A 24,347-nucleotide genomic window follows, 5' to 3' on the forward strand; every position below is an offset into this window, starting at 1 on the left:
CGCTCGGCCTTCTGACGGGGCAGAGTCGCTGCCCCACCTCTGCTGCACAGGTTCAGGCAATGACCAGGCGTCAGGATTGCCGCGTCCTGTCAGGCGCGAGTCACCCCTCTACCCCTGGGAGAGGGGCGGGGGTGAGGGATGTGTCAGGCCGGTGTGGAGGCCTGAAAGAACCGTGCTAGACGCCTCTATTCGGTGCTGCAACAGCTAACGCAGACATAGCCAATGAATTCGCCCCTACAAGGCCTCCCAACCTACGCCAGCGGTTTCAGCAGCAGCCGGTTCACCCGCCGCTCCTTCACCTCGATCACCTGCAGCTGCCAGCCGGCGAACTCCAGGGAGTCGCCCGTCACCGGCAGGCGGTCGAGCAGGCTCATGGCCAGGCCGGCCAGGGTCTGGTAGTCCTCCCCGGGCTTGGCCGAAAAGCCCAGGCGCTCGCCCAGGAGGCTCAGGTTAACCGCGCCGCTGACGGCCCAGCCGTCCTCGCAGGGCTCGATATCCAGGCCGTCCATCTCGCTGGCATCAGGCAGTTCGCCGGCGATGGACTCGAGGATATCGGTCATGGTCAGCAGGCCCTCGAAGCCACCGAACTCATTGACCACGAAGGCCACGTGGGTCGACGCCTTGCGCATTTCCTCCAGGGCACCCAGCACCGAGGCGCTTTCCGGCAGGTTCGGCGGGATGCGCAGCAGTTGCTCGATATCCGGGTCCTCGCCCTGCAGCAGTTCGCGCAACAGTTCCTTCTTGTGTACGTAGCCCAGGGGCTCGTCGACATCGCCGCCACGGATCACCAGCAGGCGCGAGTGGGATGAGCGCAGCAGGGCATCGTGGATGGCCTCGCGCGGGTCATCCAGGTCGATGCGCTCCGCCTCTCCCCTATTGGTCATCAGGGTGCGGATCGGGCGCTCGGCCAGGCCCAGCACGCCGCTGATCATGATCCGTTCGCGGCGGTCGAAGGGCACTGCACCAGCATCGTTGCCGCCCAGCAGGTCGGCGATCTCCTCGCCCACCTCTTCGGCCTCGACGCTGCGCCCGCCCATCAGACGCAGAACCGCATGGGCGGTGCGTTCACGCAGGTCGCGGCCGCCCTGCAGGTGGCGCTTGCGGCGCCAGCGCACCAGCTGGTTGGCGGCCTCGATCAGCAGCGAGAAGCCGATGGCGGCGTACAGATAGCCTTTTGGGATGTGGAAGCCCAGGCCTTCGGCGGTGAGGCTGAAGCCGATCATCATCAGGAAGCCCAGGCACAGCATGATCACCGTCGGGTGGGCGTTGACGAAGGCGGTCAGCGGCTTGCTCGCGACTATCATCAGGCCGATGGAAACGACCACCGCGATCATCATCACTTCCAGGTGCTCGACCATGCCGACGGCGGTGATGACCGCGTCCAGGGAGAACACCGCGTCCAGCACCACGATCTGCGCCACCACCGGCCAGAACAGGGCATAGGTACGGCTGCCGCCCTGGCTATGGACGCGGCCCTCCAGGCGCTCGTGCAGCTCCATGGTGGCCTTGAACAGCAGGAACACACCGCCGCCCAGCATGATCAGGTCACGGCCGGAGAAGCTCTTGCCGAAGATGTCGATCAGCGGCTCGGTCAGGGTCACCAGCCAGGAGATGCTGGCCAGCAGTCCGAGGCGCATGATCAGCGCCAGCGACAGGCCGAACAGCCGCGCGCGGTCACGCTGATGGGGCGGCAGCTTGTCCGCCAGGATGGCGATGAACACCAGGTTGTCGATGCCCAGGACGATTTCCAGGACGATCAGGGTCAAGAGGCCCAACCAGGCCGTGGGATCAGCTATCCATTCCATGGGGGTCAGGCTCTCGGGGGAAAGTTACGGGCGCGCGCGAGCTGCGCCGGCTGGCGTTGCTTCGACCTGTGCGGGGAGCGTGCAGCGGGGCGCTGCGATTCGGATTGGCGCGCCGGGGCGCCGGAGGGATGGGATGCCGCCCCCTGGGGCGCAGGAGGCGGCTTGCAACAATCGCTGTTCATTGGTTTCCGGTTCGGATAAACGAACTGCGAATGCTAGGTCAGAAAATTGCCGGCTTTAAGCCGGAAATCTTTACCAATGATGTATGAAATCTCTTAACGGCGTCTGAACAAGGGCCTCGGCTCTATGACAGAACGTCCGTAGAGCACGCTCACCCCAGCCAGCCCCTTGAGCGCATCCTCGGCGGATTTGTCCTCGCGCACGGCAAAGGCATCGAAGCCGCACTGGCGCATATGGCTGAGCTGGTCGCGCAGCACGTCGCCCACCGCTCGCAGCTCGCCACGCCAGCCCAGGCGGGTACGCAGCAGGTAGGCCTGGCTGTAGCCACGGCCATCGCGGAAGCTGGGGAAGTCGATGGCGATCAGAGGCAGCCCGACGAGACAGGGCACCAACTCCTCCACCTCGTCATCCGGCTGCAGCAGCAGGCCGTCGACTCCACCACGCTCGCGCCAGAGCGCCATGGGCAGGATCAGCGGCCCTGCCGGCAGCGGCTCCTGCGCCTCGCGCACCAGGGTCCAGGGGTCGTCCACCAGGCGCGCCTGGCCATCCAGCAGCTTGATCAGGTTGTTCATGCCGGCACCTCCGCCTTGGCGTAGACCCGCTCCTTGAAGGGCTCCAGGCCGATGCGCCGCACGGTGTCGACGAAGCGCTCCTCCGGCTCGCGGTAGTCGCGGAAAGTGTCCACCACGCGAACGATGACCTCGGGCACCTCTGCGGCGCTGAAGGACGGGCCTATTACCTTGCCCAGTTCGCTATCCATGCCCTGGGCGCCGCCGAGGGTGATCTGGTACCACTCGCTGCCGCCCTTGTCGACGCCGAGGATGCCGATGTTGCCGATGTGGTGGTGGCCGCAGGCGTTCATGCAGCCGGAGATGTTCAGGCTCAGCTCGCCCAGTTCCTGCAGCGCGGCCGGGTCCGGGAAGCGTGCCTGGATGGCCTGGGCAATGGGGATGGACTTGGCGTTGGCCAGCGAGCAGTAGTCGCCGCCGGGGCAGGCGATGATGTCGGTGAGCAGGCCGATATTGGGCGTCGCCAGGCCCTGCTCGCGGGCCCGCAGCCAGAGGTCGTGCAGGTCGGCCTTGCGCACGTCCGGCAACACCAGGTTCTGTTCGTGGGCGATGCGGATCTCGCCGAAGCCGAAGCGCTCGGCCCAGTCCGCCACTGCTTCCATCTGTGCGGCGGTCACGTCCCCAGGCGGGGCGTCGGGCCCCGGCTTGGTGGAGAGCACTACCGAGGCGTAGCCCGGCACCTTGTGCGGTTGCAGGTTGCGCGCCGTCCAGCGGGCGAACTCCGGATCCTGCGCCAGGTGGCTGCCGAAGCCCAGGTCGGTGTCGTCCAGCCGCGCGTAGGGCGGCGTGTCGAAGTTGGCGGCGACCCGCTGGTATTCGGCCTCGGTCAGCTCGGCGGGGCCGTCCTTCAGGTGCTGCCACTCGGCTTCCACCTCGCGGGCGAAGGCCTCGATACCCAACGCCTTGACCAGGATCTTGATCCGCGCCTTGTACTTGTTGTCGCGCCGCCCGTGGCGGTTGTAGACCCGCAGGATGGCTTCGACATAGGACAGCAGGTGCCGCCAGTGCAGGCCGTCGCGGATCTGCTGGCCGAGGATCGGCGTGCGCCCCAGGCCGCCACCCACCAACACCCGCAGGCGCATTTCACCGGCGTCGTCGCGGTAGAGGTAGAGGCCGATGTCGTGCATCTGTATCGCTGCGCGGTCTTCCTCGGCGGCGCACAGGGCGATCTTGAACTTGCGCGGCAGGAAGAGGAATTCCGGGTTGATGGTCGACCATTGGCGGAGGATTTCGGCCAGCGGGCGCGGGTCCAGCAGCTCGTCGGCGGCCACCCCGGCGAAGGCTTCGGTGGTGATGTTGCGCACGCAGTTGCCGGAGGTCTGGATGGCGTGCATCTCCACCTCGGCCAGTTGCTGGAGAATGTCCGGCACCTCGGCGAGCTCGATCCAGTTGAACTGGATGTTCTGCCGGGTCGTGAAGTGGCCGTAGTCGCGGTCGTGCTCGCGGGCGATCCGCGCCAGGCAGCGCAGCTGGTTCGACGAAAGGGTGCCGTAGGGGATGGCGACCCGCAGCATGTAGGCGTGCTTCTGCAGGTAGAGGCCGTTCTGCAGCCGCAGTGGCAGGAACTCCTCCTCGGTGAGCTCGCCGCTGATACGCCGCGCCACCTGGTCGCGGAATTGCGCGACGCGCTCCTGCACCAGGGCGCGGTCGTAGTCGTCGTAGTGGTACATCGCAGGCTCCAGCAAGGCGGGCGGGGGCCTTCACTATGACCACGCGGGCAAGACGAAAACAGCTTCAGGTTCGACACGAAAAACCGTATCAGACTGAGCTGTAGGGGCGAGCTTGCTCGCGAATGGCTACGGTTCGCGAGCAAGCTCGCTCCTACAGGGTGCCATCTCTATCTGAACACTAAAAAGTGCCTTGATCTGAGTCTGTTTCCTTTTCGCAGGGCTTTTCAGAATGGCGGCCGCTCAGTCTTCCAACCGAAAGGCCCGCACATGAACAGCGCAATCCCGGAACCGACCTACGACTACAAGGTGGTTCGCCAATTCACCCTGATGACCCTGGTCTGGGGCATCGTCGGCATGGGCATGGGGGTGTTCATCGCCGCCCAGCTCGTCTGGCCGGATCTGAACCTCGACCTGCCCTGGACCAGTTTCGGCCGCCTGCGCCCGCTGCACACCAACCTGGTGATCTTCGCCTTCGGCGGCGGCGCCCTATTCGCCACCAGCTACTACACGGTGCAGCGCACCTGCCAGGCGCGGCTCTATGGAGGCCAGCTGGCGGCCTTCACCTTCTGGGGCTGGCAGGCGCTGGTGGTGATCCTGCTGGTCACGCTGCCCCAGGGGCTGACCTCGACCAAGGAATACGCCGAGGTGGAATTCACCGGCGCGGTGTGGATGGCCATCGTCTGGGTCGCCTATGCGGCGGTCTTCTTCGGTACCATCCTGAAGCGCAAGACCAAGCACATTTACGTCGGCAACTGGTTCTTCGGCGCCTTCATCCTGGTCACCGCCATGCTCCACGTGGTCAACCACCTGGCCATCCCGGTGAGTTGGTTCAAGTCCTACTCGGTCTACTCCGGCGCCACCGACGCCATGGTGCAGTGGTGGTACGGCCACAACGCCGTGGGTTTCTTCCTCACCACCGGTTTCCTCGGGATGATGTACTACTTCATCCCCAAGCAGGCCGGGCGTCCGGTGTATTCCTACCGGCTGTCCATCGTCCACTTCTGGGCGCTGATCACCCTGTACATCTGGGCCGGCCCGCACCACCTGCACTACACCGCCCTGCCCGACTGGGCGCAGTCCCTCGGCATGGTGATGTCGATCATCCTGCTGGCGCCCAGCTGGGGCGGCATGATCAACGGCATGATGACCCTCTCCGGCGCCTGGCATAAGCTGCGCGACGACCCGATCCTGCGCTTTTTGGTGGTGTCCCTGGCCTTCTACGGCATGTCCACCTTCGAAGGCCCGATGATGGCCATCAAGACCGTCAACGCCCTCTCCCACTACACCGACTGGACCATCGGCCACGTACACGCCGGCGCTCTCGGCTGGGTGGCGATGATCACCATCGGCTCGCTCTACCACCTGATTCCGCGCCTCTGGGGCCGCGCGCAGATGCACAGCGTCGGCCTGATCAACGCGCACTTCTGGCTCGCCACCATCGGCACCGTTCTCTACATCGCCTCGATGTGGGTCAACGGCATCACCCAGGGCCTGATGTGGCGTGCAGTCAACGAGGACGGCACCCTCACCTACTCCTTCGTCGAGGCGCTGGAGGCCAGCCATCCGGGCTTCGTGGTACGCATGATCGGCGGCGTGTTCTTCCTCACCGGCATGTTCCTCATGGCCTGGAACACCTGGCGCACGGTGCGGGTGGGCAATGCCCGCACCACCGAAGCCGTGCCGCAGGCGGTGGCCCATGGATAGCGAAAGCGCCTACGCCCTGCTCAGCCTGAGTGCCCTGGCCTTCTTCTACCTCGCCACCCAGACCAGCCTGGGTGGCAGGAGCCAGCGCCAGCTGGACGAAGCCACCATGCTGCCCTTCGCCGATGACGAGCCCGTCGCCCGCCGCATGGAACACGCCACCGGGCGCAGCAGCACGGGGTGCAGCTGTCCGGGAAGGTGTGATGGGAGTTGTGCGGGGCGAATAGAAATCGAGGCCTGAGGGGGAATCCCCACAAGAGAAAGCCAAGGCAGTCCTGCCTTACCAGTAATTTTCCACCGCCACCTGCCCCGGCCGGCGGCTCAGGCTCAGGTTCATGTCGCGGGTCTTCAGCACCGCGCGGGTGTCATCGATCATCTGCGGGTTGCCGCAGAGCATCACCCGGGAATGTTCCGGGGTCAGTTCCAGGCCGGCGGCGCGCTCCAGCTCGCCGTTCTCGATCAAGGTGGTGATGCGCCCGTGCAGCGCACCGGGCACTTCCTCGCGGGTGACCACCGGGATGAACAGCAGCTTGTCCGCCACCCCTTCCAGATACTCCTTGTCCTTGAGTTCGGCGATCAGCTCCTGGTAAGCCAGCTCAGCGGCCTGGCGCACGCTGTAGACCAGGATGATGCGCTCGAAGCGCTCCCAGACTTCCAGGTCCTGGAGAATCGAGAGGAAGGGCGCGAGGCCCGTGCCGGTGGCCAGCAGCCAGAGGTCACGGCCGTCGACGAAACGGTCCAGGGTGAGGAAGCCGAAGGCCTGCTTGTCCACCATCAGGGTGTCGCCTTCCTGCAGGCGGCTCAGCTCGCTGGTGAATTCGCCACCGGGTACCACGATGGAAAAGAACTCCAGGTGTTCGTCATAGGGCGCCGACACCATCGAATAGGCGCGCCAGACGGTGCTGCCGTCGGCCTTGGTCACCCCCAGGCGGGCGAACTGCCCGGCGCGGAAGCGAAAGCCCGCATCGCGGGTGGTGCGCAGGGTGAACAGGCTGGGCGTCAGGGTCTGCACATCCAGCAGGGTCTGACGGGTGAACTTCTCTTCGCTGGCGGTCATACTCCGCTCCCATCCTTTTCCGATTCTTTCCAAGACCGCTCCAGTGTCTCGCAAAGCGGTCTTCAGAAACACCGCTGGTTCTTATGCCTATATTCGCTACGCCTTTTGCCCAGCTCGACCTGGTGCGTCAGCCCGAGCAGCAGGACGACCCGCTGCAAGCCTTCGACGCCGCCGACGAATACCTGCTCAATCACCTGCACGAGCAGGGCATCACAGCCGACACGCGCATCCTGGTACTGAACGACAGCTTCGGCGCCCTGGCCGCCAGCCTGGCGTCCTGCGCCCGGGTTACCAGCAGCGGCGATTCGCACCTGGGGCATATCGCCCTGCAGCGCAACCTGGCGCGCAATGGCCTGGACGATGCAGCGGTGCGCTTCGTGCCCGCCAGCGAGCGGGCGGACGGTCCGTTCGACCGGGTGCTGATCCGCGTGCCCAAGACCCTGGCCCTGCTGGAAGAGCAACTGATCCGCCTGCATGGCCAATTGGCTCCGGGCGCCACGGTGGTGGCCGCCGGCATGGTCAAGCACCTGCCCCACGCCGCCGGCGACCTGCTGGAGAAGTACATCGGCCCGATGCAGCCCTCACTCGCGATGAAGAAGGCCCGCCTGCTGATCGCCACGCCTGTGGATAAACCCGCCGTGGCCTCGCCCTACCCCACGCGCTACCAACTGGATCAGCCTCGCCTGACCCTGACCAACCACGCCAACGTGTTCTGCCGCGAAGGCCTGGATATCGGCACCCGCGCCTTCCTCCCGCACCTGCCGCGCAGCCTGGCGGCCGTCCGCGCGGCGGACCTGGGCTGCGGCAACGGGGTGCTGGGCATCGCCTATGCCCTGGCTAACCCGCAAGCCGAGATGACCCTGGTGGACGAGTCCTATATGGCCGTGCAGTCGGCGCGGGAGAACTGGCGGGCGGCCCTGGGCGAGCGCCCGGCGGATATCCGCGCCGGCGACGGCCTGGCGGAACAGCCGGCGCACTCCCTGGATCTGGTGCTGTGCAATCCACCCTTCCACCAGCAGCAGGTGGTGGGCGACTTCCTCGCCTGGCGCATGTTCGTCCAGGCGCGCAATGCCCTGGTGAAGGGCGGCGAGCTGTGGATAGTGGGTAATCGCCATCTGGGCTACCACGCCAAGCTCAAGCGCCTGTTCCGCGGTGTGGAGCAGGTGGCGGCGACACCGAAGTTCGTGGTGCTCAAGGCGACCAAGTAAGTCCGAGCATGGCCTGGCTTCCCTCACCCCAACCCTCTCCCAGAGGGAGAGGGGGCTGTCCGCGCAAGGGGCAGGCCGGCGTGAGTCACCCCTCTCCCTCCGGGAGAGGGGCCGGGGGTGAGGGTGATTGAAGTCCGCTCGGACTCCAGTCAGTGCGTACTCAACCCCGCCGCCGTCATGACCATCCGCAGCAGGTAGGCCACCGCGCCCAGGGCCAGCACGCTGAGGGCCCAGATGCCCACCAGCCAGCCCAGGCGCTGCCACAGGGGTTTCTTTTCCGGCTCGTCCATGGCGACGCTCCTAGTGGTAGCCATCTTCCACCCGCACCTTGCCGCGGAACACGTAGTAGCTCCAGGCGGTGTACATCAGGATGAAGGGGATGATGAACAGCGCACCCACCAGCATGAAGCCCTGGCTCTGCGGCGGCGCCGCCGCGTCCCAGATGGAGATGGACGGCGGCACCACGTTGGGCCAAAGGCTGATGCCGAGACCGCTGTAGCCGAGGAAGATCAGCACCAGGGTCAGCACGAAGGGCGCATGGTGGGCGTTGTTCGCCACCGCGCGCAGCAGGGCCCAGGTGCACACCAGCACCAGGATCGGCACCGGCATGAACCAGAACAGGTTGGGCAGGCTGAACCAACGTTCGGCGATATCGGCATGGGCCAGCGGGGTCCAGATGCTGACGATACCGGTGATACCGAGCAACACCAGCACCAGCGGCCGCGCCAGGTCGTGCATCTGCTGTTGCAGGCGGTCTTCGGTCTTCATGATCAGCCAGGTGCAGCCGAGCAGCGCATAGGCGGCAATCAGGCCCAGGCCGCAGAACAGCGGGAAGGGCGCCAGCCAGTCCAGTGAGTCGCCGGCAAAGGTGCGGTCCACCACCGGGAGGCCTTCGATGTAGGTGCCGAGCGCCACGCCCTGGAAGAAGGTGGCGGCGATGGAGCCGCCGATGAAGGCCTTGTCCCACAGGTGGCGCTTCTCCGGCCGGGCCTTGAAGCGGAACTCGAAGGCCACGCCACGGAAGATCAGCCCCAGGAGCATCAGGATCAGCGGCAGGTAGAGGGCGGAGAGCACCACGGAATAAGCGAGGGGGAAGGCGCCGAACAGCGCCGCGCCGCCCAGCACCAGCCAAGTTTCGTTACCGTCCCAGACCGGCGCGACAGTGTTCATCATCACATCGCGCTCGCCATCGTCCTTGACGAAGGGGAAGAGGATGCCGATGCCCAGGTCGAAACCGTCCATCACCACGTACATCATCACGCCGAAGATGATGATGATGGCCCAGATCAGCGAAAGGTCGACGCCCATGGTTCAGTTCCTCCCCTCGATTGCAGCGGTGTCGTCATCGTCCATGCCCTCTTCGGTCGCGGAGAGCGGGCGCGCGGGGGTGCGGTGCTGGCCAGGGCCGCCGATGCCCTGTTCCTTGCCTTCGTCGGTGACCGGGCCCTTGCGCACCAGGCGCATCATGTAGCCGAGGCCCGCGCCGAATAGCAGGAAATACACCACCACGAACGTCACCAGGGTCAGGCTCATCTGGGTCACGCTCTGGTTGGACACCGCGTCCGCGGTGCGCATCAACCCGTAGACGACCCAGGGCTGGCGCCCCATCTCGGTGGTGAACCAGCCGGCGAGGATGGCGATCAGCCCCGAGGGCCCCATCCACAGGCAGAGGTAGAGGAAGGGCCGCGAGCCGAACAGCCCACCGCGCCAGCGCAGCCACAGGCTCCAGACGCCGGCCAGGATCATCAACAGGCCGAGGGCGACCATGATGCGGAAGGACCAGAACACCACGGTGGAGTTGGGGCGGTCCTCCTTGGGGAACTCCTTCAGCGCCGGCACCTGCTTGTCCAGGCTGTGGGTCAGGATCAGGCTGCCGAGGTAGGGAACCTCCACCTTGAAACGGGTTTCCTCGCGCTCCATGTCCGGCCAGCCGAAGAGGATCAGCGGGGTGGCCTCGCCGCTGCTGTTGTCCCAGTGGCCCTCCATCGCGGCGATCTTCACCGGCTGGTGCTTGAGGGTGTTGAGCCCGTGCAGGTCGCCGATGAAGGCTTGCACCGGGGCCACCAGCAGGGCCATCCACATGGCCATGGAGAGCATCTTGCGGATTGCCGGGTTGTCTCGGCCGCGCAGCAGGTGCCAGGCCGCCGAGGCGCCGACGAAGAAGGCGGTGGCGAGGAAGGCGGCGGTGGCCATGTGCAGCAGGCGGTAGGGGAAGGACGGGTTGAAGATCACCGCCAGCCAGTCCACCGGCACCACACGGCCGTCGATGATCTCGTGGCCTTGCGGGGTCTGCATCCAGCTGTTGGAGGCGAGGATCCAGAAGGTGGAGATGATGGTGCCGATGGCCACCATCACCGTGGCGAAGAAGTGCAGGTTCGGCCCCACGCGGTTCCAGCCGAACAGCATGACGCCGAGGAAGCCGGCCTCGAGGAAGAAGGCGGTGAGCACCTCGTAGGTCAGCAGCGGCCCGGTGACACTGCCTGCGAAGTCGGAGAAGGCGCTCCAGTTGGTGCCGAACTGGTAGGCCATGACCAGGCCGGAGACCACGCCCATGCCGAAGTTGACGGCGAATATCTTCGACCAGAAGTGATAGAGGTCGCGGTAGACCTCCTGCCCGGTCTTCAGCCACAACCCTTCCAGCACCGCGAGGTAGCTGGCCAGGCCAATGGTGATGGCCGGAAAGATGATGTGGAAGGACACGGTGAAGGCGAACTGCATTCGGGCGAGATCGAGAGCCTCCAATCCGAACATGGCGAATCCTCTAATCAGATTGATACGGGTATGCCCCACGCGCGGCTCCATGGGGTCTGGAGCCAGGCAGGGCCGAATTGTTCTTCTGGGGTCTGCTGCGACTGGATGTGGACCAGGCCGGCCCTTCACAGATCCGCGCCCGGTATTTTGACGCGGATCAAGCAATGCCTAGAGATTAGCCGGTCGAGGCATTTTGGAAGCTGTGGTTCGTTGCCGCGCGACAGGTTGCCGCGCGGCCGACCGCCGCAGGATGGGTTGGCGCCCTTGTAGGTTGGCGCTGAGCGAAGCGAAGCCCAACATGCGCACCAACCCGGGATCGTTGGGCTTCGCTGCGCTCTGCCGCAACCTACGGTTCGAGAGCCTCGGGGCTGTCCACGTCGCGCAGCACACCCGGGTCGTCGACATCGACCGCTATCCAGGCCGAGGCGTGGGTGCGCAACACCCGGCGGGCGCCTTCGTCGCCGCTGAGCGCTTGCAGCTCGGGCCAGAAGTCGCGGCCGAACAGCACCGGGTGGCCGCGTTCGCCCTGGTGGACCGGGAAGACGATGCGCGCGGCGTCGGCCCTGGCCACCAACGTGCGCAGGCTGGGCTCGGCAATCCAGGGCATGTCACCGAGCAGCACGGCGATGGCCTCGGCCGGGTCTGTGGATAACGCCCGCACACCCGCTGCCAGACTATGGCCCATGCCCTGCCCGGCATCTTCGCAAAGGATGATGCTGCATCCGTCCGGCAGCCCCAGCGAGGCCGGGTCATCCTCCGGGCGCAGCACCAGGTGCACGTCGTCGAACACCCGCAACGCCCCCTCCAGGCTGGCCGCCAGCAGGGTGCGACCGTCGGCCAGGGTGGCGCGGCGCTTGTCGCTGCCGAAGCGGGTGCCGAAACCGGCGGCGAGGATCAGGGCGGTGACGTTGGGCATGCATCAACTCCGGGTTGCCATTGCGGACTCGGACACTGTGGGGGCGAATTCATTCGCTAAGCAGGCCGGAGGTCTGCCCTACCGAATCCATGGGGGCAGCTGCGCTGCCCTTAGCGAATGAATTCGCCCCCACAAGAACAGGCAAGGCCTGGCAACAGGCCTCAAAGCCTATCCCGCGCAATCCCATTGCGCACCCGCAGGATGTCCGCCAGCACCGCCAGGGCGATCTCGGACGGGGTCTTGCTGCCCAGGTTGAGGCCGATGGGGGCGATGATGCGGGCGATTTCCGGTTCATTCAGCCCACCGACCCGGCGCAGGCGCTCGAGGCGTTTGCTGCTGGTGGCCATGGAGCCCATCACGCCGATGTAGAAGGCCTCGGTGCGCACGGCCTCGATCATTGCCAGGTCGTCGATCTTCGGGTCGTGGGTCAGGGCGACCACGGCGGTATCGGCATGGCAGCCGCCCAGGCGGATGAATTCCGAGGGCAGTTCGCGGCGGATTTCCACGCCGGGCAGTTCGACGCCCTGAAGCGCTTCCTCGCGGGGGTCACAGAGCACCACTTCGAAGCCCAGGCTCTGACCGAACTCGGCGCAAACCTGGGCCACCGTGGAATAGCCCGCCAGCAGCAGGCGCTGGGCCGCGCCGACGCGCAGGCGCAGCAGATCGCCCAGGCGCTCCACCCGGGGGCCCTGCTCGTGGTCCGGCAACAACCGGCGCCCGCCATCGGGCAGCGAGACTTCGCGAATCAACCGGCGCTGACCGGCCAGGGCGCTTTCCAGCTCGCGCAGGTGGGCCTGAACGTCGCAGTCGGACGGCAGGTTCTCCACCAGCACTTCCAGCACGCCACCGCAGGGCAGGCGGATCTGCGAGCGCTCGTCGCTGCCGTCGCCATAGCGCACCATCCGGACGGGCTCGGGGAAGGCGCCGGCAGCCAGGCGTTCCAGGAAATCATCCTCCACGCAGCCGCCGGACAGCGAGCCGATCCAGTGGCCGGACGCATTGGCCGCCAGCAGGGAGCCCGGCGCGCGGGGCGCCGAGCCATAGGTGGCCAGTACGGTGCAGAGCCACACACGCTGGCCGGAACTCGACCATTCCAGGGCCTTGCGCACCACCAGCAGATCAAGGTGTTGCATGGGAAAACTCGCCGTTAGTGGGATTGGACTTCGCCGCGCAGCTCAGCCACCTGCTCCGGGGTCACCTCGCTGTCGAGGCCGCCCCAGGTCTGGCGCAGGTAGTTGAGCAGGTCGCGCATCTGGCTGTCGTCGAGTTTATCCCTGAAGCCGGGCATCGGCTGCATCCGTTCGAAGCCGGTGAACTGCTGCTCGCGGATGCCGTCGTCGATGACCCGCAGCAGGTTGCGCGAGTCCGCCAGGCGCAGGGTGGTGTTGCCGTTCATCGCTACCGCCACATGGGGCACGCCCTCCCCCGCCGCGCCGTGACAGCCGGCGCAGACATTCAGGTAGTCCTGGCGCCCGCGGGCGGCGCTTTCGCCCAGCTTGTCCTCGGCCACCGCGGCGATCTTGCGCGGTGCCGGTGGCTGCTCGCCGAGCAGGTAGGTGGCCATGGCGCGGTGATCGTCCTGGGGCAGGTACTGGGTGCTGTGGTGCAGCACCGGGTACATCTCGTTGAACACCGAGCCCTGGGCGCTGATGCCGTGCTTGAGGAAGGTGGCCAGGTCGTCGGTGGTCCAGCCTCGTTCGGCCAGGTCGTCGGCCAGCAGGCTGGGCGCCTGGTAGCCGAGGAGCTCACCGCCGCTCATGCGCAGGTCCTGCTGCAGGGCGCCCACGGCGTTGCGCGGGGTGTGGCATTCGCCACAGTGGCCAAGCACTTCCACCAGGTACTGGCCGCGCTGCCATTCCTCGCCCTTGCCGTCGGCCGGCAGCAATTGCACGCGGTTCTTGTAGACCATGTTCCAGAAGGTCATGCCGAAGCGCACGTTGAACGGGAAGGCCAGGTCGGTCTTCGGGCTCGGCTTGGCAATCGGCTCCAGGCTCATCAGGTAGGCGTAGATGGCGTCGGAGTCCTCCCGCTTCAGCAGGTGATAGGAGGTATAGGGCATCGCCGGATAGAGCTTGCTGCCATCCTTGCGTTCGCCCTGGGTCACCGCCTTGAAAAAGTCGTCGGCGCTGTAGTGGCCGATGCCGTGCTCCTTGTCCGGAGTGATGTTGGTGCCGTAGATGGTGCCGAACGGCGACACCAGCGGCAGGCCGCCGGCGTACTCGGCGCCGCCTTCGATGCTGTGGCAGGCCACGCAGTCGGCGGCATTGGCCAGGTACTTGCCGCGTTCGATCAGCACCTGGTCCGCCGCCTGGGCGGCCAGGGGGGACAGCAGTGCCGCGAGTAGAAGCGCGCGCATCCTCAACCCTCCTTGACCAGGCCGAGACCTTCCACCACATCACGCGCGGCGCTGTAGTAGCGGACGTAGCCGGTGCAGCGGCAGATGTGCTTGCCCAGGGCGTTCTCGATCTCCCCTTCCAGTTCGCTGCGCTTGACCGGCTGGCGCTGGAGCTTCTCCACCAGCACGGTGGCGGCATTGACGTAGCCGGGAGTGCAGTAGCTGCACTGGAAGGCGAACTGGTCGATGAACTTCTGCTGGATAGGGTTCAGCTCGGCGACTTCGCCCTTGGCATCACGCTTGGCGTGGCCTTCGATGGTGCGCACTTTCTTGCCGTCGAAGAAGTGCGCGCCGGTGATGCAGGTGCGGATTTCCTCGCTGGTGCCGTCCGGCTTGTCGAGGATGGCCACGCAAGCGTGGCAGATGCCCTGGCCGCAGCCCAGGCGCGAACCGGTGAGGTTCAGGTGCTCGTGCAGGAAGTCGATCATCATCAGGTCGTCGTCCACGGTGAAGGGGCCGACGGCCTGGCCGTTGATGGTCATGCTGAGTGCGCGCTTAGCCATGGAGGGCCTCCTTGATGCGAGCCGGAGTCAGGGGAAGGTCGCGCAGGCGCTTGCCGGTGGCATGGGCCACGGCGTTCACGATGGCGCCGACCACGGGGATCATCACCACCTCGGCAATGCCCTTGGCCGGGTCGCTGGGCGACAGCGGCGGGAGGATTTCGGCGGTCTGGGTCCAGACCGCGCAGTCCTTGGCGCGGGGCAGCTGGTAGCGGTTGAAGTTCCAGGTGCCTTCGCCGGGGCCGCCTTCATACAGCGGCATCTCTTCCAGCAGCGCGTGGCCGATGCCCATGGCGATGCCGCCCTCCAGCTGGCCGCGCACCAGCTCGGGCACGATCACCCGGCCGCACTCCAGCCAGGAATGGTGGTTGACCACTCGCGCCTCACCACTGCCCTTGTTCACCTTCACTTCCACCAGGGTCGCCACCGGACTGTAGTAGGTGACCATGGCGTTGTTCAGTTGGGTCGGCGGGTAGCTGACGGAGACACGGTTCAGCAGGTGGAAACCGTGGCTGGTCATCTGCGCCTTCTTCGCCGGAGTGGCGCCGTCACCGTACTTCACCGCCACTGCATCCAGGGGGAAGGTGTCGCGCTTGCCGTCGATCTCGAACTCACCCGTGGCCCAGGACCAGCGGTTGAAACCGTGGACGCTGACGCCGGTGACCAGGCCCAACTCGTGGGCCTTGTGCGCCAGCAGCTCGAAGGGAATCGGCGGCAGGCCGTTGGCGGTCAGCTTGCCCTCAACCCAGTGGGCGTCCTCACGGCGCACCACGTAGGGGTTGGCCAGGCCGCCGTACTCGCCACGACCCCAGATGCTCAGGGCCGCCGGCCAAAGTCCGTGGTTGAAGAGGATACGCGCCGCCTCACGGGTGCCGTGCCCCGAGTAGTAGGCCGAGTTGGTGGCCGAGGACGGCGAAGCCAGCTTGCCGACCCAGCGCGGATTCTTCAGCGCGGCGTCCTGTTCGGCCTGGCTGATCAGGTAGGGGTTACCGCTGGTGGTCAGCGCCAGCTCGGCCCATTCGGTGTCGCCGGTGCGGATCTCGTCGGCCGGGTGCCCCAGGTAGTCGGCCACCAGCAGCGCCTGCGAGGTGGCCATGCCGGTGCCCATGTCGATGGCGATCTGGCGCAGCTTCACGCGGCCCTCGGCGGTGAACTCCAGGCTGGCCATGGGCGCTTCGGAACCGGTGCCGAAGTCCTTCTGGCAGATGGCGAAGCCGACGCCGTAGTAGTGGTCCGGGTCCTTGGCCTCTTCTTCGCGCTTGCGTGCGTCGCGGTTCTTCCAGACCTCGTGCTGCGCGGCCTTGTCGAGGATCTCCTCCAGGCGCAGGGCGCCGGCGGGAATGGCGCCCTGGGTGTTCTTCATGCCGGACTTGAAGACGTTCTTGCGGCGCAGTTCGATGGCATCCACACCCAGGCGGGCGGCCACCTCGTCCACCATCATTTCGGTGGCGGCCATGGTCTGCAGGGTGCCGTAGCCGCGCATGGAGCCGGCCTCGACGCCGCGGGAATGATAGGCGGTGGCGGCCAGGTCGCTCTGCGGCAGGTAGTAGATGGACTGCGCGGCAGTGGCACCCACGGCGGCCACCGAGGGGCTGTAGTTGATGCGACCGCCGCCGTCGACATCCATGTGCGCGCGGAAGATCTGGAACGACAGGTCGTCCTTCTTCACCGCCAACTGGTAGTGCATGTCGAAGGGGTGGCGCTTGATGCCGCTCTGGAACTGCTCGTAGCGGTCATTGGCCAGGCGCACCGGTACACCGTCGCCGTACATCGCGGCGAGGGCGGCGTAGAAGACGAAGATGTTGTTGTCCTTGGAGCCGTAACCCACGGTATAGCCCGGGTGCATGTTCAACGTCGCGACCTTGAAGCGCGACGGCGCCAGCATGTGGGCGGTCTGCTCGGCCACTTCGAAGGGGCACTGGGTGGCGACGACGAAATGCAGGGTGCCGCTGGCCGCGTCGTACCAGCCATTGCCGTTGTCCGCTTCCAGGGCGGCCGGCTCGATGGACTGGGTCTTGTAGCGCTCGTCGAAGACCATCCAGCCTTCCGGCGGGGTCGCCAGCGTCGCTTGCATCTGCTCGGCGTGGAACAGGCCCTGGGCGGTCAGGTCGCCGGTCGGGTTGCCCGCGCCCCAGGTGGGTTTGCGCTCGCGGATCAGCGGGAACAGCATGCTGTCCTTGAGGCTGGAGAAGCTGTCCGGGTCGAAGGGCGTGGCGCCGCCGACGCGGACGAAACGGAAGCTGCCGTACGGGTCGCGCTGGTAGAGCGAGGCCTTGGCACCGTAGCGGATCACCTTCTCGTTGAACTTGAGGATGTTCTTCGCCCGGCGGTAACGGTCGAAGTCCTTCCAGATCAGCAGCGCCACCGGATGGCCGATGAACATCGGCACCTGGCCCTCGGGCAGGAAGGGGTCAGGGCTGTGGCCCTCGGGGAAGGCGATGCCGTCCCGCGCGAGGTCCTCGGCAGTCACCACGCGGTCGGGTGCGAGCTCAGCGTCCAGCATGGACAGGTCGAAGCCCTGGTACAGCTGGTCGGCACGGGTCGCCTTGAGCAACAGGGCATGGCCCTGCTGCTGCGGCCAGCCGGGCATGTCCTTGGCGCGGATGTCGCGGGCGAAGACCTTGCCGCCACAGACCTTGCTGACCCCGTCGATGCGCCCGCGGGCCTGGCCGCCTGCGGTGTACCAGGTTTGCGGAGTGCTGGTGACCTGCGCCTCGAACAGCGCGGCGAAGGCCTTGCTGCCGAGCGGCGCCAGAGTGATGCCGATACCGGCTACGACGCTGCCTTGGAGGAAGGCGCGGCGGGACAGTTCAGGAGTGGACATACCCGTACCTCGTGGGCGGACCGGAGCCTGCCCAAGTGTTTGTGCAATAAACAGCCGCCAGCCCCAGCCATGCGGAAGGGCTGTCAGAAAGAATAGTCGGAGAGTGAATCTGACTTGAAAGTCAAATATTAGCGAAATCCCTGACGCAGACAAAGAGGAAATCTGTCTCTTTAGTCAGAAATTTCTGATGACGAACCGCTGATCGAACGCTCTGTTCAGCAAATGCAACCGCATGTTTCCACCGCCGTGCTAGGCTGCGCACCGATAGCAACCTAAGCATTTTCGGATATGTCCCAGGCCACTCTCCTACGCCATCACCGTCCTTTCCTGGCTTTCTGGTTCGCGCGCGTCTGTACGGCGAGTGGCTTCCAGATGATCACCGTCGCCATCGGCTGGCATATCTACGAACTCACCGGAAGCGTCCTCGACCTGGGCCTGGTGGGCTTGGTGGAATTCCTGCCCCGTGTGCTCTTCATGCTCCACACCGGGCATGTGGCCGACCGCTTCGATCGCCGCCGCGTCGCCGCCCTCTGCCAGGTGGTGCAGGCGCTGGTGGCCGGGGCGCTGGTGTTCGCCAGCGCCACCGACAGCGCCAGTCGCGAGCTGATCTTCCTCATGGCCTTCGTCCTCGGCGCCGCCCGCGCCTTCGAGATGCCGGCCACCCAGGCGTTGCTGCCGAACATAGTCCCGGCCGAACTCTTTCCCCGCGCCGTAGCAGCCTCGGCCTCGGCCATGCAGGCTGCCACCATAGTTGCGCCGGCCCTGGGCGGGCTGCTCTACGCCTTCGGCAGCCTCTGGGTCTATGGTCCGACGGCCGTCCTCTATATCGCCGCCTGTTTGCTGATGCTGGGCCTTGCCAGCAACCAGCAGCAGGCGAGCAAGGCCCCGGCCAACCTGGACAGCCTACTGGCGGGCATCCGCTTCATCCGCAGCCGCCCGGACATACTCGGCGCCATTTCCCTGGACCTCTTCGCCGTATTGCTGGGTGGCGCCACCGCCCTGCTCCCGGTGTTCGCCAAGGACATCTTGCTCACCGGCCCCTGGGGCCTGGGCCTGTTGCGCTCGGCACCCGCGGTGGGGGCACTGCTGATGTCCTTCTGGCTGGCGCGCTTCCCCATCGAGCGCAACGTGGGGCGGATCATGTTCACCTCGGTGGGGGTGTTCGGCGTGGCGACTATCGCCTTCGGCCTGTCCACCTCCTTCTGGTTCTCCCTGGCGGTGCTGGCCGTGCTCGGCGCCGCCGACATGATCAGCATGGTGATCCGCGGCGCCTTCGTGCAGCTGCACACTCCGGACGAGATGCGCGGCCGGGTCAGCGCAGTGAACGGCCTGTTCATCGGTGCTTCCAACCAGCTGGGGGAGTTCGAGTCCGGCGTCACCGCCGCCTGGTTCGGCACCGTGCCGGCGGTGGTCATGGGCGGGGTGGGCACCCTGCTGGTGACCGGGCTGTGGATCAAGCTGTTCCCGAGCCTGGCCAGGCGGGACAAGCTGCACTGAGCCTGTGCGGCTATCTGTGGGGGCGAATTCATTCGCTAAGGGCAGCGCAGCTGCCCCCTGGAATTTTTGCAGGGCAGGTCTGCGACCTGCTCAGCGATTGAAATCGCCCCCACAATAAAGCCCCTTCTGATAGCCCTTCGCTCCCTCAAGGCACCAGCATCGCCTTGGCCACCTCATTGCGCTTGGCCTTGCCGCACAGCTGCTCCACCAGAGTCAGGGCGAAGGCCAGGGCGGTGCCGGGGCCCTGGCTGGTGATGCAGTTGCCGTCCACCACCACCGGTTGATCGACGAAGGTGCAGCCGGACAGGCGATCGCTGAAGGAGGGGTAGCAGGTCATGCGCCGCTGGCGCAGCACGCCGTAGGGTTGCAGGGCCAAGGCCGGGGATGCGCAGATGGCGGCGAAGAAGCCGCCGGCGGCGGCCTGCTCGCGCACCCGCTCGGCCAGCGGCTCGTGCTCGCCCAGGCGCTGGGCGCCGGGCATGCCGCCGGGCAGCACGATCAGGTCGTAGTCCTGGGCCAGCACGTCCAGCAGCATGGCGTCGGCGGTCAGGCGGGTGCCGCGGGCCAGGGTGATCATGCGCCGGTTCTCGACGCTGGCCACCACCGTCTTCACCTCGGCGCGCCGCAGCACGTCGATCAGGGTCACGGTTTCCAGGTCTTCCACGCCATCGGCGACGGCGATCAGGGCATGGGGATGTGTGGGATGTGTCATGTCTATCCTCCTTGTCCCGGGAACCGAAGCTGTCTGTCCGGTCATAAATTCACCGCCCCGGGGTGAGCTGGTATGATGCGCGCCTTTTTTCAGACTGGCAGAGAAAAGTCCATGGCGCCCGGCCGCCGTGCATTTGTGCTTTTCTTTCTGCCAGCTGCATAACAACGACGCTGTGCGTCACGGGGAGCCACACATGCTGGAGAAGCTGTTCCAACTCAAGGCGCACGACACCAACGTGCGCACCGAGGTACTGGCCGGTCTGACGACCTTCCTGACGATGGCCTACATCCTGTTCGTCAACCCGGCCATCCTGGGCGAGACCGGCATGGACAAGGGCGCGGTCTTCGTCGCCACCTGCCTGGCCGCTGCCATCGGTTCGGCCACCATGGCGCTGATCGCCAACTACCCCATCGCCCTGGCTCCCGGCATGGGCCTGAACGCCTTCTTCACCTACACCGTGGTGCTGCAGATGGGCCACACCTGGCAGGTGGCCCTGGGCGCGGTGTTCCTCTCCGCCTGCATGTTCTTCCTGCTGTCGATCTTCAAGATCCGCGAATGGATCATCAACAGCATCCCGCTGGAGCTGCGCTCGGCCATCGCCGCGGGCATCGGACTGTTCCTCGGGCTGATCGCCCTGCAGAAGGCCGGCATAGTCGCCGCCCACCCGGTGACCATGCTGACCGTCGGTGACCTGACCAAGCCCGAGCCGATCCTCGCCGTGCTCGGCTTCTTCTTGATCATCGCCCTGGAAGCGCGCAAGGTGACCGGCGCCGTGCTGATCGGCATCCTCGCCGTGACCCTCTTCGGCATCGCCCTCGGCGTCTCCCAGTTCGGCGGCATTTTCTCCATGCCGCCGTCGCTGGCGCCCACCTTCCTCCAGCTGGACATCAAGGGCGCACTGGAAATCGGCCTGGTCAGCGTGATCTTCGCCTTCCTCTTCGTCGACCTGTTCGACAACTCCGGCACCCTGATCGCCGTGGCCAAGAAGGCCGGGCTGATGCGCGCCGACGGCTACATGCCGAAGATGGGCCGCGCCCTGATCGCCGACTCCACCGCCGCCATGGGCGGTTCGCTGCTGGGCACCTCCACCACCACCAGCTACATCGAATCCGCCGCGGGCGTCAGCGCCGGCGGCCGTACCGGCCTCACCGCCATGGTGGTGGCCGTGCTCTTCCTGCTGGCCCTGTTCCTCTCGCCGCTGGCGGGTAGCGTGCCGGCCTACGCCACCGCGCCGGCGCTGTTCTTCGTCGCCGTGCTGATGGCGTCGGGCCTGGCCGAGATCGACTGGCATGACCTGACCACCGCCGCGCCGGTGCTCATCACCACCCTGGCCATGCCCTTCACCTATTCCATTGCCGACGGCATCGCCTTCGGCTTCATCGCCTGGGCCGCGATCAAGACCCTGGCCGGCCGCTACAAGGAACTCAGCCCGGCCCTGGTGATCCTCGCCGTGCTCTTCGTTATCAAGATGGGTTTCTTCCACTGATGAGTCGTCCCCAGTTCGACCCGGCGGCCTACGCCGCCCAACTCGCCGAGAAGACGCAGCGCCTGAAGGCGCTGCTGGCGCCCTTCGATGCGCCGGAGCCTGAAGTCTTCGACTCCCCCCGCGAGCATTACCGCCTGCGCGCCGAATTCCGCCTGTGGCGCGAGACCGGTGGCGAGAACCGCCATTACGCCATGTTCGAGGCCGGCGACAAATTCACCCCGGTGCTGATCGAGGACTTCCCCATCGCCAGCCGCCGCATCAACGAGCTGATGCCGCGTCTGAAGGCCGGCTGGCAGGCGAGCCAGGTGCTCTCCTTCAAGCTGTTCCAGGTGGAGTTCCTCACCACCCTGGCCGGCGATGCGCTGATCACCCTCTGCTATCACCGTCCGCTGGACGAGGCCTGGCAGGTGGAAGCGGAGAAACTCGCCGCCGAGCTGGGCGTAAGCCTGGTGGGCCGTTCCAAGGGCAAGCGCATCGTCATCGGCCGCGACTATGTCGAGGAAGAGCTGACCGTGGCCGGCCGCGCATTCCGCTACCGCCAGCCGGAAGGCGCCTTCACCCAGCCCAATGGCGAAGTGAACCAGAAGATGCTCGGCTGGGCGTTCGAGGCGCTCGGCGAGCGCAGCGACGACCTGCTGGAACTCTACTGCGGCAACGGCAACTTCACCCTGCCGCTGGCCACCCGCGTGCGCAAGGTGCTGGCCACCGAGATCAGCAAGACCTCGGTCAATGCCGCCCTGGCCAACCTGGCCGACAACGCCGTGGACAACGTCACCCTGGTGCGCCTTTCCGCCGAAGAGCTGACCGAAGCCCTGAACGACGTGCGCCCGTTCCGCCGCCTGGCCGGCATCGACCTCAAGAGCTACGAGTTCGGCAGCGTCTTCGTCGACCCGCCGCGCGCCGGCATGGACCCGGACACCTGCGAACTGACCCGGCGCTTCGACCGCATCCTCTATATCTCCTGCAATCCGGAGACCCTGGCGGCGAACATCCAGCAGCTGAGCGATACCCATAAGGTCACGCGCTGCGCCCTGTTCGACCAGTTCCCCTATACCTACCACATGGAGTCGGGCGTCCTGCTGGAGCGCCGCTGAAAGGCTCGGGGCATAGGTCGGGTGGACAGGAAAAGCGCTGTCCACCCTACGCCAGCCCCCGCGCCAGCCTTATTCCCCATCCAGCTTGCGCAACGCCGCAAAGGCCAACCCCGCCGAGACCACTTCGAACAGCAGCGCATAGAGGTTGAAGGTCTGCCCCAGGCTGCCGTCCAGCCAGAGTCCGCCGATCCGGCCCAGGGCCAGGGCGATGTAGACCAGCACCAGCAGGTCCAGCGCCGCCCGCGCCAGTTGCAGGCGCAACTGGGCCAGCAGGAGGAAGGCGGCGATGCCCAGCGGCAGGCAGCCGTAGTAGGCGCGCACATCGGTGACCGCAGAAGGGTCCATCAGCAGCATGCCACTGAGGCTGGCCATCAGCTCCGGACGGATGAAGTAGGCCAGGCCTGCGCCTGTGAGTATCAGGGCCTGCAGGCCGAGCAGGATGCGGGTGAAGAGCATCGCCTGGTCTCGCGTGGAGTGCAGGAAAAAGCATAGGCCGCCGGGGAACAGTCTGAAACAGACCTGTGCTTGGGGCCTGCGAGGCACGGCGCTATGCTGCCCTTCTTTGTCACAGGCCTGACTCACCGCAAGGAGCCCAGCATGCGTTCCCTCGTTCTCCTCACCACCCTGCTCGCCGGCATCGCCCAGGCTGCGGAATCCGTCACCATGGACGTCTACCGCGACCCCAACTGCGGCTGCTGCAAGGCCTGGATCAGTCACCTGCAGGAAAACGGCATCCAGGTCCGCGACCATGAGGAATCCGACATGGCCTCGGTCAAGACCCGTCTCGGCGTGCCCCACAGCCTGGGCTCCTGCCACACCGGCGTGGTGGACGGGAAATTCGTCGAGGGCCACGTGCCGGCCAGCGATGTGCTGAAGCTGCGCGACCGTCCCGACCTGCTGGGCGCTGCCGTACCTGGCATGCCCGTCGGCTCGCCGGGCATGGAGATGGGCGATCGCGTTGATGCCTACCAGGTCATAGGCGTGGCGCAAGGTGGCAAACAGAGCGTGCTGAGCGAGTATCCTGCGCACTGAGCCCGCCCTTTCCACGGACGGCCGCTTGCAGCGGCCGTTTTTTCTGGAGCCTGAAATGGACTACTGGCAAGTCGATGTATTCGCCGAACGTGTGCTGGCCGGCAACGGCGTGGCGGTCTTCCCCGACTGCCGCGGCCTCTCCGCCACCGCCATGCAGGAGCTGACCCGCGAACTGCGGCAGTTCGAGTCGATCTTCCTGGCGCCGCTGGACGGCCCCAACGCCTTCTCCGCGCGGGTGTTCACGGTGGAGGAGGAACTGCCCTTCGCCGGTCACCCCATACTCGGCGCGGCCGCCCTGCTGCATCACCTGCACGGCGGCGCGGCCCATGCCGACTGGCTGCTGCACCTTTCGGAGAAGCAGGTGCGCATCGCCACCCGGCACCAGGGCAAGGGCTTCTACGCGGAAATGGACCAGGGCCGCGCCGAGTTCGGCCGGGTCCTGGACGACACCAGCGCCGATGCCTTCGCCGCCGCCTTCGGCAGCGAGCGCGACCGCCGCTTCCCCGCCCAGGTGGTCAGCACCGGCCTGCCCTACCTGCTGCTGCCGGTGACCGCCGCCGGCCTCGCCGCGGCGAAACAACGCGAATTGCTCGACGACGCCCTGGCGGGAATAGGTGCGGCCTTCGTCTTCCTTATCGAGGTCGACGCCCGCGAAGGCCGCACCTGGGACCCGCTGGGCGTGGTGGAGGACATCGCCACTGGCAGCGCCGCAGGCCCGGTGGCCGCCTGGATGGTGGAGCAAGGGCTGGAGTTCCACGGGCAACCCTTCGCCCTGTCCCAGGGGCGTTTCCTTGGCCGGCTGAGCCGGCTCGATGTGTGCGTGAGCGAGGACGACCGGGTGAAGGTCGGCGGCAAGGTCCAGCTGCTGGCCCAGGCCCGCCTGCTGGCGGCTCCAGCGGATCTGGGCTGACGACCGGGCTGGCGGCACCTGCTGCCAGCGACAACACTGA

Annotated in this window: 22 protein-coding genes; 8 read left to right on the forward strand and 14 right to left on the reverse strand. The window is 66.4% G+C overall.

The window, feature by feature from the left end:
- Nucleotides 1-251 precede the first annotated feature (251 nt).
- From E8F11_RS15870 to E8F11_RS15880, 3 genes are all read right to left on the reverse strand, one after another.
- Nucleotides 252-1,805 (reverse strand): TerC family protein, encoded by a 1,554-nt coding sequence (locus E8F11_RS15870; protein WP_280289792.1) that lies wholly within the window; start codon nt 1,803-1,805, stop codon nt 252-254.
- A 275-nt stretch (nt 1,806-2,080) separates the two neighbouring features.
- Nucleotides 2,081-2,557, reverse strand: a complete 477-nt coding sequence (locus tag E8F11_RS15875) for a DUF934 domain-containing protein (RefSeq protein WP_280289793.1) — start codon at nt 2,555-2,557, stop codon at nt 2,081-2,083.
- Complete coding sequence (locus E8F11_RS15880) at nt 2,554-4,224, reverse strand: nitrite/sulfite reductase (RefSeq protein WP_280289794.1); 1,671 nt, start codon at nt 4,222-4,224, stop codon at nt 2,554-2,556. The genes E8F11_RS15875 and E8F11_RS15880 overlap by 4 nt, the downstream gene beginning before the upstream one ends.
- A gap of 267 nt (nt 4,225-4,491) precedes the next feature.
- On the opposite strand from E8F11_RS15880, the gene ccoN reads away from it, so the two are divergent.
- Together ccoN and E8F11_RS15890 are read left to right on the forward strand one after the other, a co-directional pair.
- The gene (gene ccoN, locus E8F11_RS15885) at nt 4,492-5,928 is read left to right on the forward strand and encodes a cytochrome-c oxidase, cbb3-type subunit I (RefSeq protein ID WP_280289795.1); all 1,437 of its coding nucleotides are present in this window, start codon (nt 4,492-4,494) and stop codon (nt 5,926-5,928) included.
- Entirely contained in the window at nt 5,921-6,166 is a 246-nt protein-coding gene (locus tag E8F11_RS15890) for a cbb3-type cytochrome c oxidase subunit 3 (protein WP_280289796.1), read from the forward strand. The genes ccoN and E8F11_RS15890 overlap by 8 nt, the downstream gene beginning before the upstream one ends.
- Nucleotides 6,167-6,205: 39 nt before the next feature.
- On the opposite strand, the gene E8F11_RS15895 is transcribed toward E8F11_RS15890, so the two are convergent.
- Nucleotides 6,206-6,982, reverse strand: coding sequence for a ferredoxin--NADP reductase (locus E8F11_RS15895; RefSeq protein WP_280289797.1), 777 nt, complete (start codon nt 6,980-6,982; stop codon nt 6,206-6,208).
- Nucleotides 6,983-7,065: 83 nt separating this feature from the next.
- On the opposite strand from E8F11_RS15895, the gene E8F11_RS15900 reads away from it, so the two are divergent.
- Nucleotides 7,066-8,190: a class I SAM-dependent methyltransferase gene (locus tag E8F11_RS15900; RefSeq protein ID WP_280289798.1), complete on the forward strand. Its 1,125-nt coding sequence runs from the start codon at nt 7,066-7,068 to the stop codon at nt 8,188-8,190.
- Between the two features lie 149 nt (nt 8,191-8,339).
- Here the strand turns inward: E8F11_RS15900 and E8F11_RS15905 are convergent, their stop codons facing one another.
- The 8 genes from E8F11_RS15905 to E8F11_RS15940 all read right to left on the reverse strand — a co-directional run bounded on the left by E8F11_RS15905 (nt 8,340) and on the right by E8F11_RS15940 (nt 17,576).
- Nucleotides 8,340-8,480 (reverse strand): DUF2474 domain-containing protein, encoded by a 141-nt coding sequence (locus tag E8F11_RS15905; RefSeq protein WP_280289799.1) that lies wholly within the window; start codon nt 8,478-8,480, stop codon nt 8,340-8,342.
- A 10-nt stretch (nt 8,481-8,490) separates the two neighbouring features.
- The gene (gene cydB, locus E8F11_RS15910; protein ID WP_280289801.1) at nt 8,491-9,498 is read right to left on the reverse strand and encodes a cytochrome d ubiquinol oxidase subunit II; all 1,008 of its coding nucleotides are present in this window, start codon (nt 9,496-9,498) and stop codon (nt 8,491-8,493) included.
- Nucleotides 9,499-9,501: 3 nt separating this feature from the next.
- Nucleotides 9,502-10,941 (reverse strand): cytochrome ubiquinol oxidase subunit I, encoded by a 1,440-nt coding sequence (locus E8F11_RS15915; protein WP_280289803.1) that lies wholly within the window; start codon nt 10,939-10,941, stop codon nt 9,502-9,504.
- Nucleotides 10,942-11,287: 346 nt separating this feature from the next.
- Complete coding sequence (locus tag E8F11_RS15920) at nt 11,288-11,857, reverse strand: nucleotidyltransferase family protein (RefSeq protein ID WP_280289804.1); 570 nt, start codon at nt 11,855-11,857, stop codon at nt 11,288-11,290.
- A gap of 161 nt (nt 11,858-12,018) precedes the next feature.
- Nucleotides 12,019-12,990, reverse strand: coding sequence for an XdhC family protein (locus E8F11_RS15925; RefSeq protein WP_280289805.1), 972 nt, complete (start codon nt 12,988-12,990; stop codon nt 12,019-12,021).
- 14 nt (nt 12,991-13,004) lie between these two features.
- Nucleotides 13,005-14,213 (reverse strand): cytochrome c, encoded by a 1,209-nt coding sequence (locus tag E8F11_RS15930; RefSeq protein WP_280289806.1) that lies wholly within the window; start codon nt 14,211-14,213, stop codon nt 13,005-13,007.
- Nucleotides 14,214-14,215: 2 nt separating this feature from the next.
- Nucleotides 14,216-14,755 carry a 2Fe-2S iron-sulfur cluster-binding protein gene (locus E8F11_RS15935; RefSeq protein WP_280289807.1) on the reverse strand — a complete coding sequence of 180 codons (540 nt, stop codon included), beginning with the start codon at nt 14,753-14,755 and terminating at the stop codon, nt 14,216-14,218.
- Nucleotides 14,748-17,576 (reverse strand): xanthine dehydrogenase family protein molybdopterin-binding subunit, encoded by a 2,829-nt coding sequence (locus tag E8F11_RS15940; protein ID WP_280289808.1) that lies wholly within the window; start codon nt 17,574-17,576, stop codon nt 14,748-14,750. The genes E8F11_RS15935 and E8F11_RS15940 overlap by 8 nt, the downstream gene beginning before the upstream one ends.
- Nucleotides 17,577-17,864: 288 nt before the next feature.
- Here E8F11_RS15940 and E8F11_RS15945 point away from each other — a divergent pair, with 288 nt between their 5' ends.
- On the forward strand, nt 17,865-19,073 hold the full coding sequence (locus E8F11_RS15945) for an MFS transporter (protein WP_280289809.1): 1,209 nt from the start codon (nt 17,865-17,867) through the stop codon (nt 19,071-19,073).
- Nucleotides 19,074-19,218: 145 nt separating this feature from the next.
- Here E8F11_RS15945 and E8F11_RS15950 read toward each other — a convergent pair whose 3' ends face one another.
- Nucleotides 19,219-19,785, reverse strand: coding sequence for a DJ-1 family glyoxalase III (locus E8F11_RS15950; RefSeq protein ID WP_280289810.1), 567 nt, complete (start codon nt 19,783-19,785; stop codon nt 19,219-19,221).
- 193 nt (nt 19,786-19,978) lie between these two features.
- Between E8F11_RS15950 and E8F11_RS15955 the strand changes: the two genes are divergently transcribed.
- Together E8F11_RS15955 and trmA are read left to right on the forward strand one after the other, a co-directional pair.
- Complete coding sequence (locus E8F11_RS15955) at nt 19,979-21,271, forward strand: NCS2 family permease (protein ID WP_280289811.1); 1,293 nt, start codon at nt 19,979-19,981, stop codon at nt 21,269-21,271.
- Nucleotides 21,271-22,365: a tRNA (uridine(54)-C5)-methyltransferase TrmA gene (trmA, locus tag E8F11_RS15960; protein WP_280289812.1), complete on the forward strand. Its 1,095-nt coding sequence runs from the start codon at nt 21,271-21,273 to the stop codon at nt 22,363-22,365. Before E8F11_RS15955 ends, trmA begins: the two co-directional genes overlap by 1 nt.
- 69 nt (nt 22,366-22,434) lie before the next feature.
- Here the strand turns inward: trmA and E8F11_RS15965 are convergent, their stop codons facing one another.
- Nucleotides 22,435-22,821 (reverse strand): DUF4345 domain-containing protein, encoded by a 387-nt coding sequence (locus tag E8F11_RS15965; protein ID WP_280289813.1) that lies wholly within the window; start codon nt 22,819-22,821, stop codon nt 22,435-22,437.
- Nucleotides 22,822-22,962: 141 nt separating this feature from the next.
- Between E8F11_RS15965 and E8F11_RS15970 the strand changes: the two genes are divergently transcribed.
- Nucleotides 22,963-23,397, forward strand: a complete 435-nt coding sequence (locus E8F11_RS15970; RefSeq protein ID WP_280289814.1) for a DUF411 domain-containing protein — start codon at nt 22,963-22,965, stop codon at nt 23,395-23,397.
- A 55-nt stretch (nt 23,398-23,452) separates the two neighbouring features.
- The gene (locus E8F11_RS15975) at nt 23,453-24,307 is read left to right on the forward strand and encodes a PhzF family phenazine biosynthesis protein (protein WP_280289815.1); all 855 of its coding nucleotides are present in this window, start codon (nt 23,453-23,455) and stop codon (nt 24,305-24,307) included.
- The last annotated feature ends 40 nt before the right edge of the window (nt 24,308-24,347 follow it).

This window comes from Pseudomonas sp. BN417 (genome assembly GCF_029871205.1).
Lineage (GTDB): Bacteria > Pseudomonadota > Gammaproteobacteria > Pseudomonadales > Pseudomonadaceae > Metapseudomonas.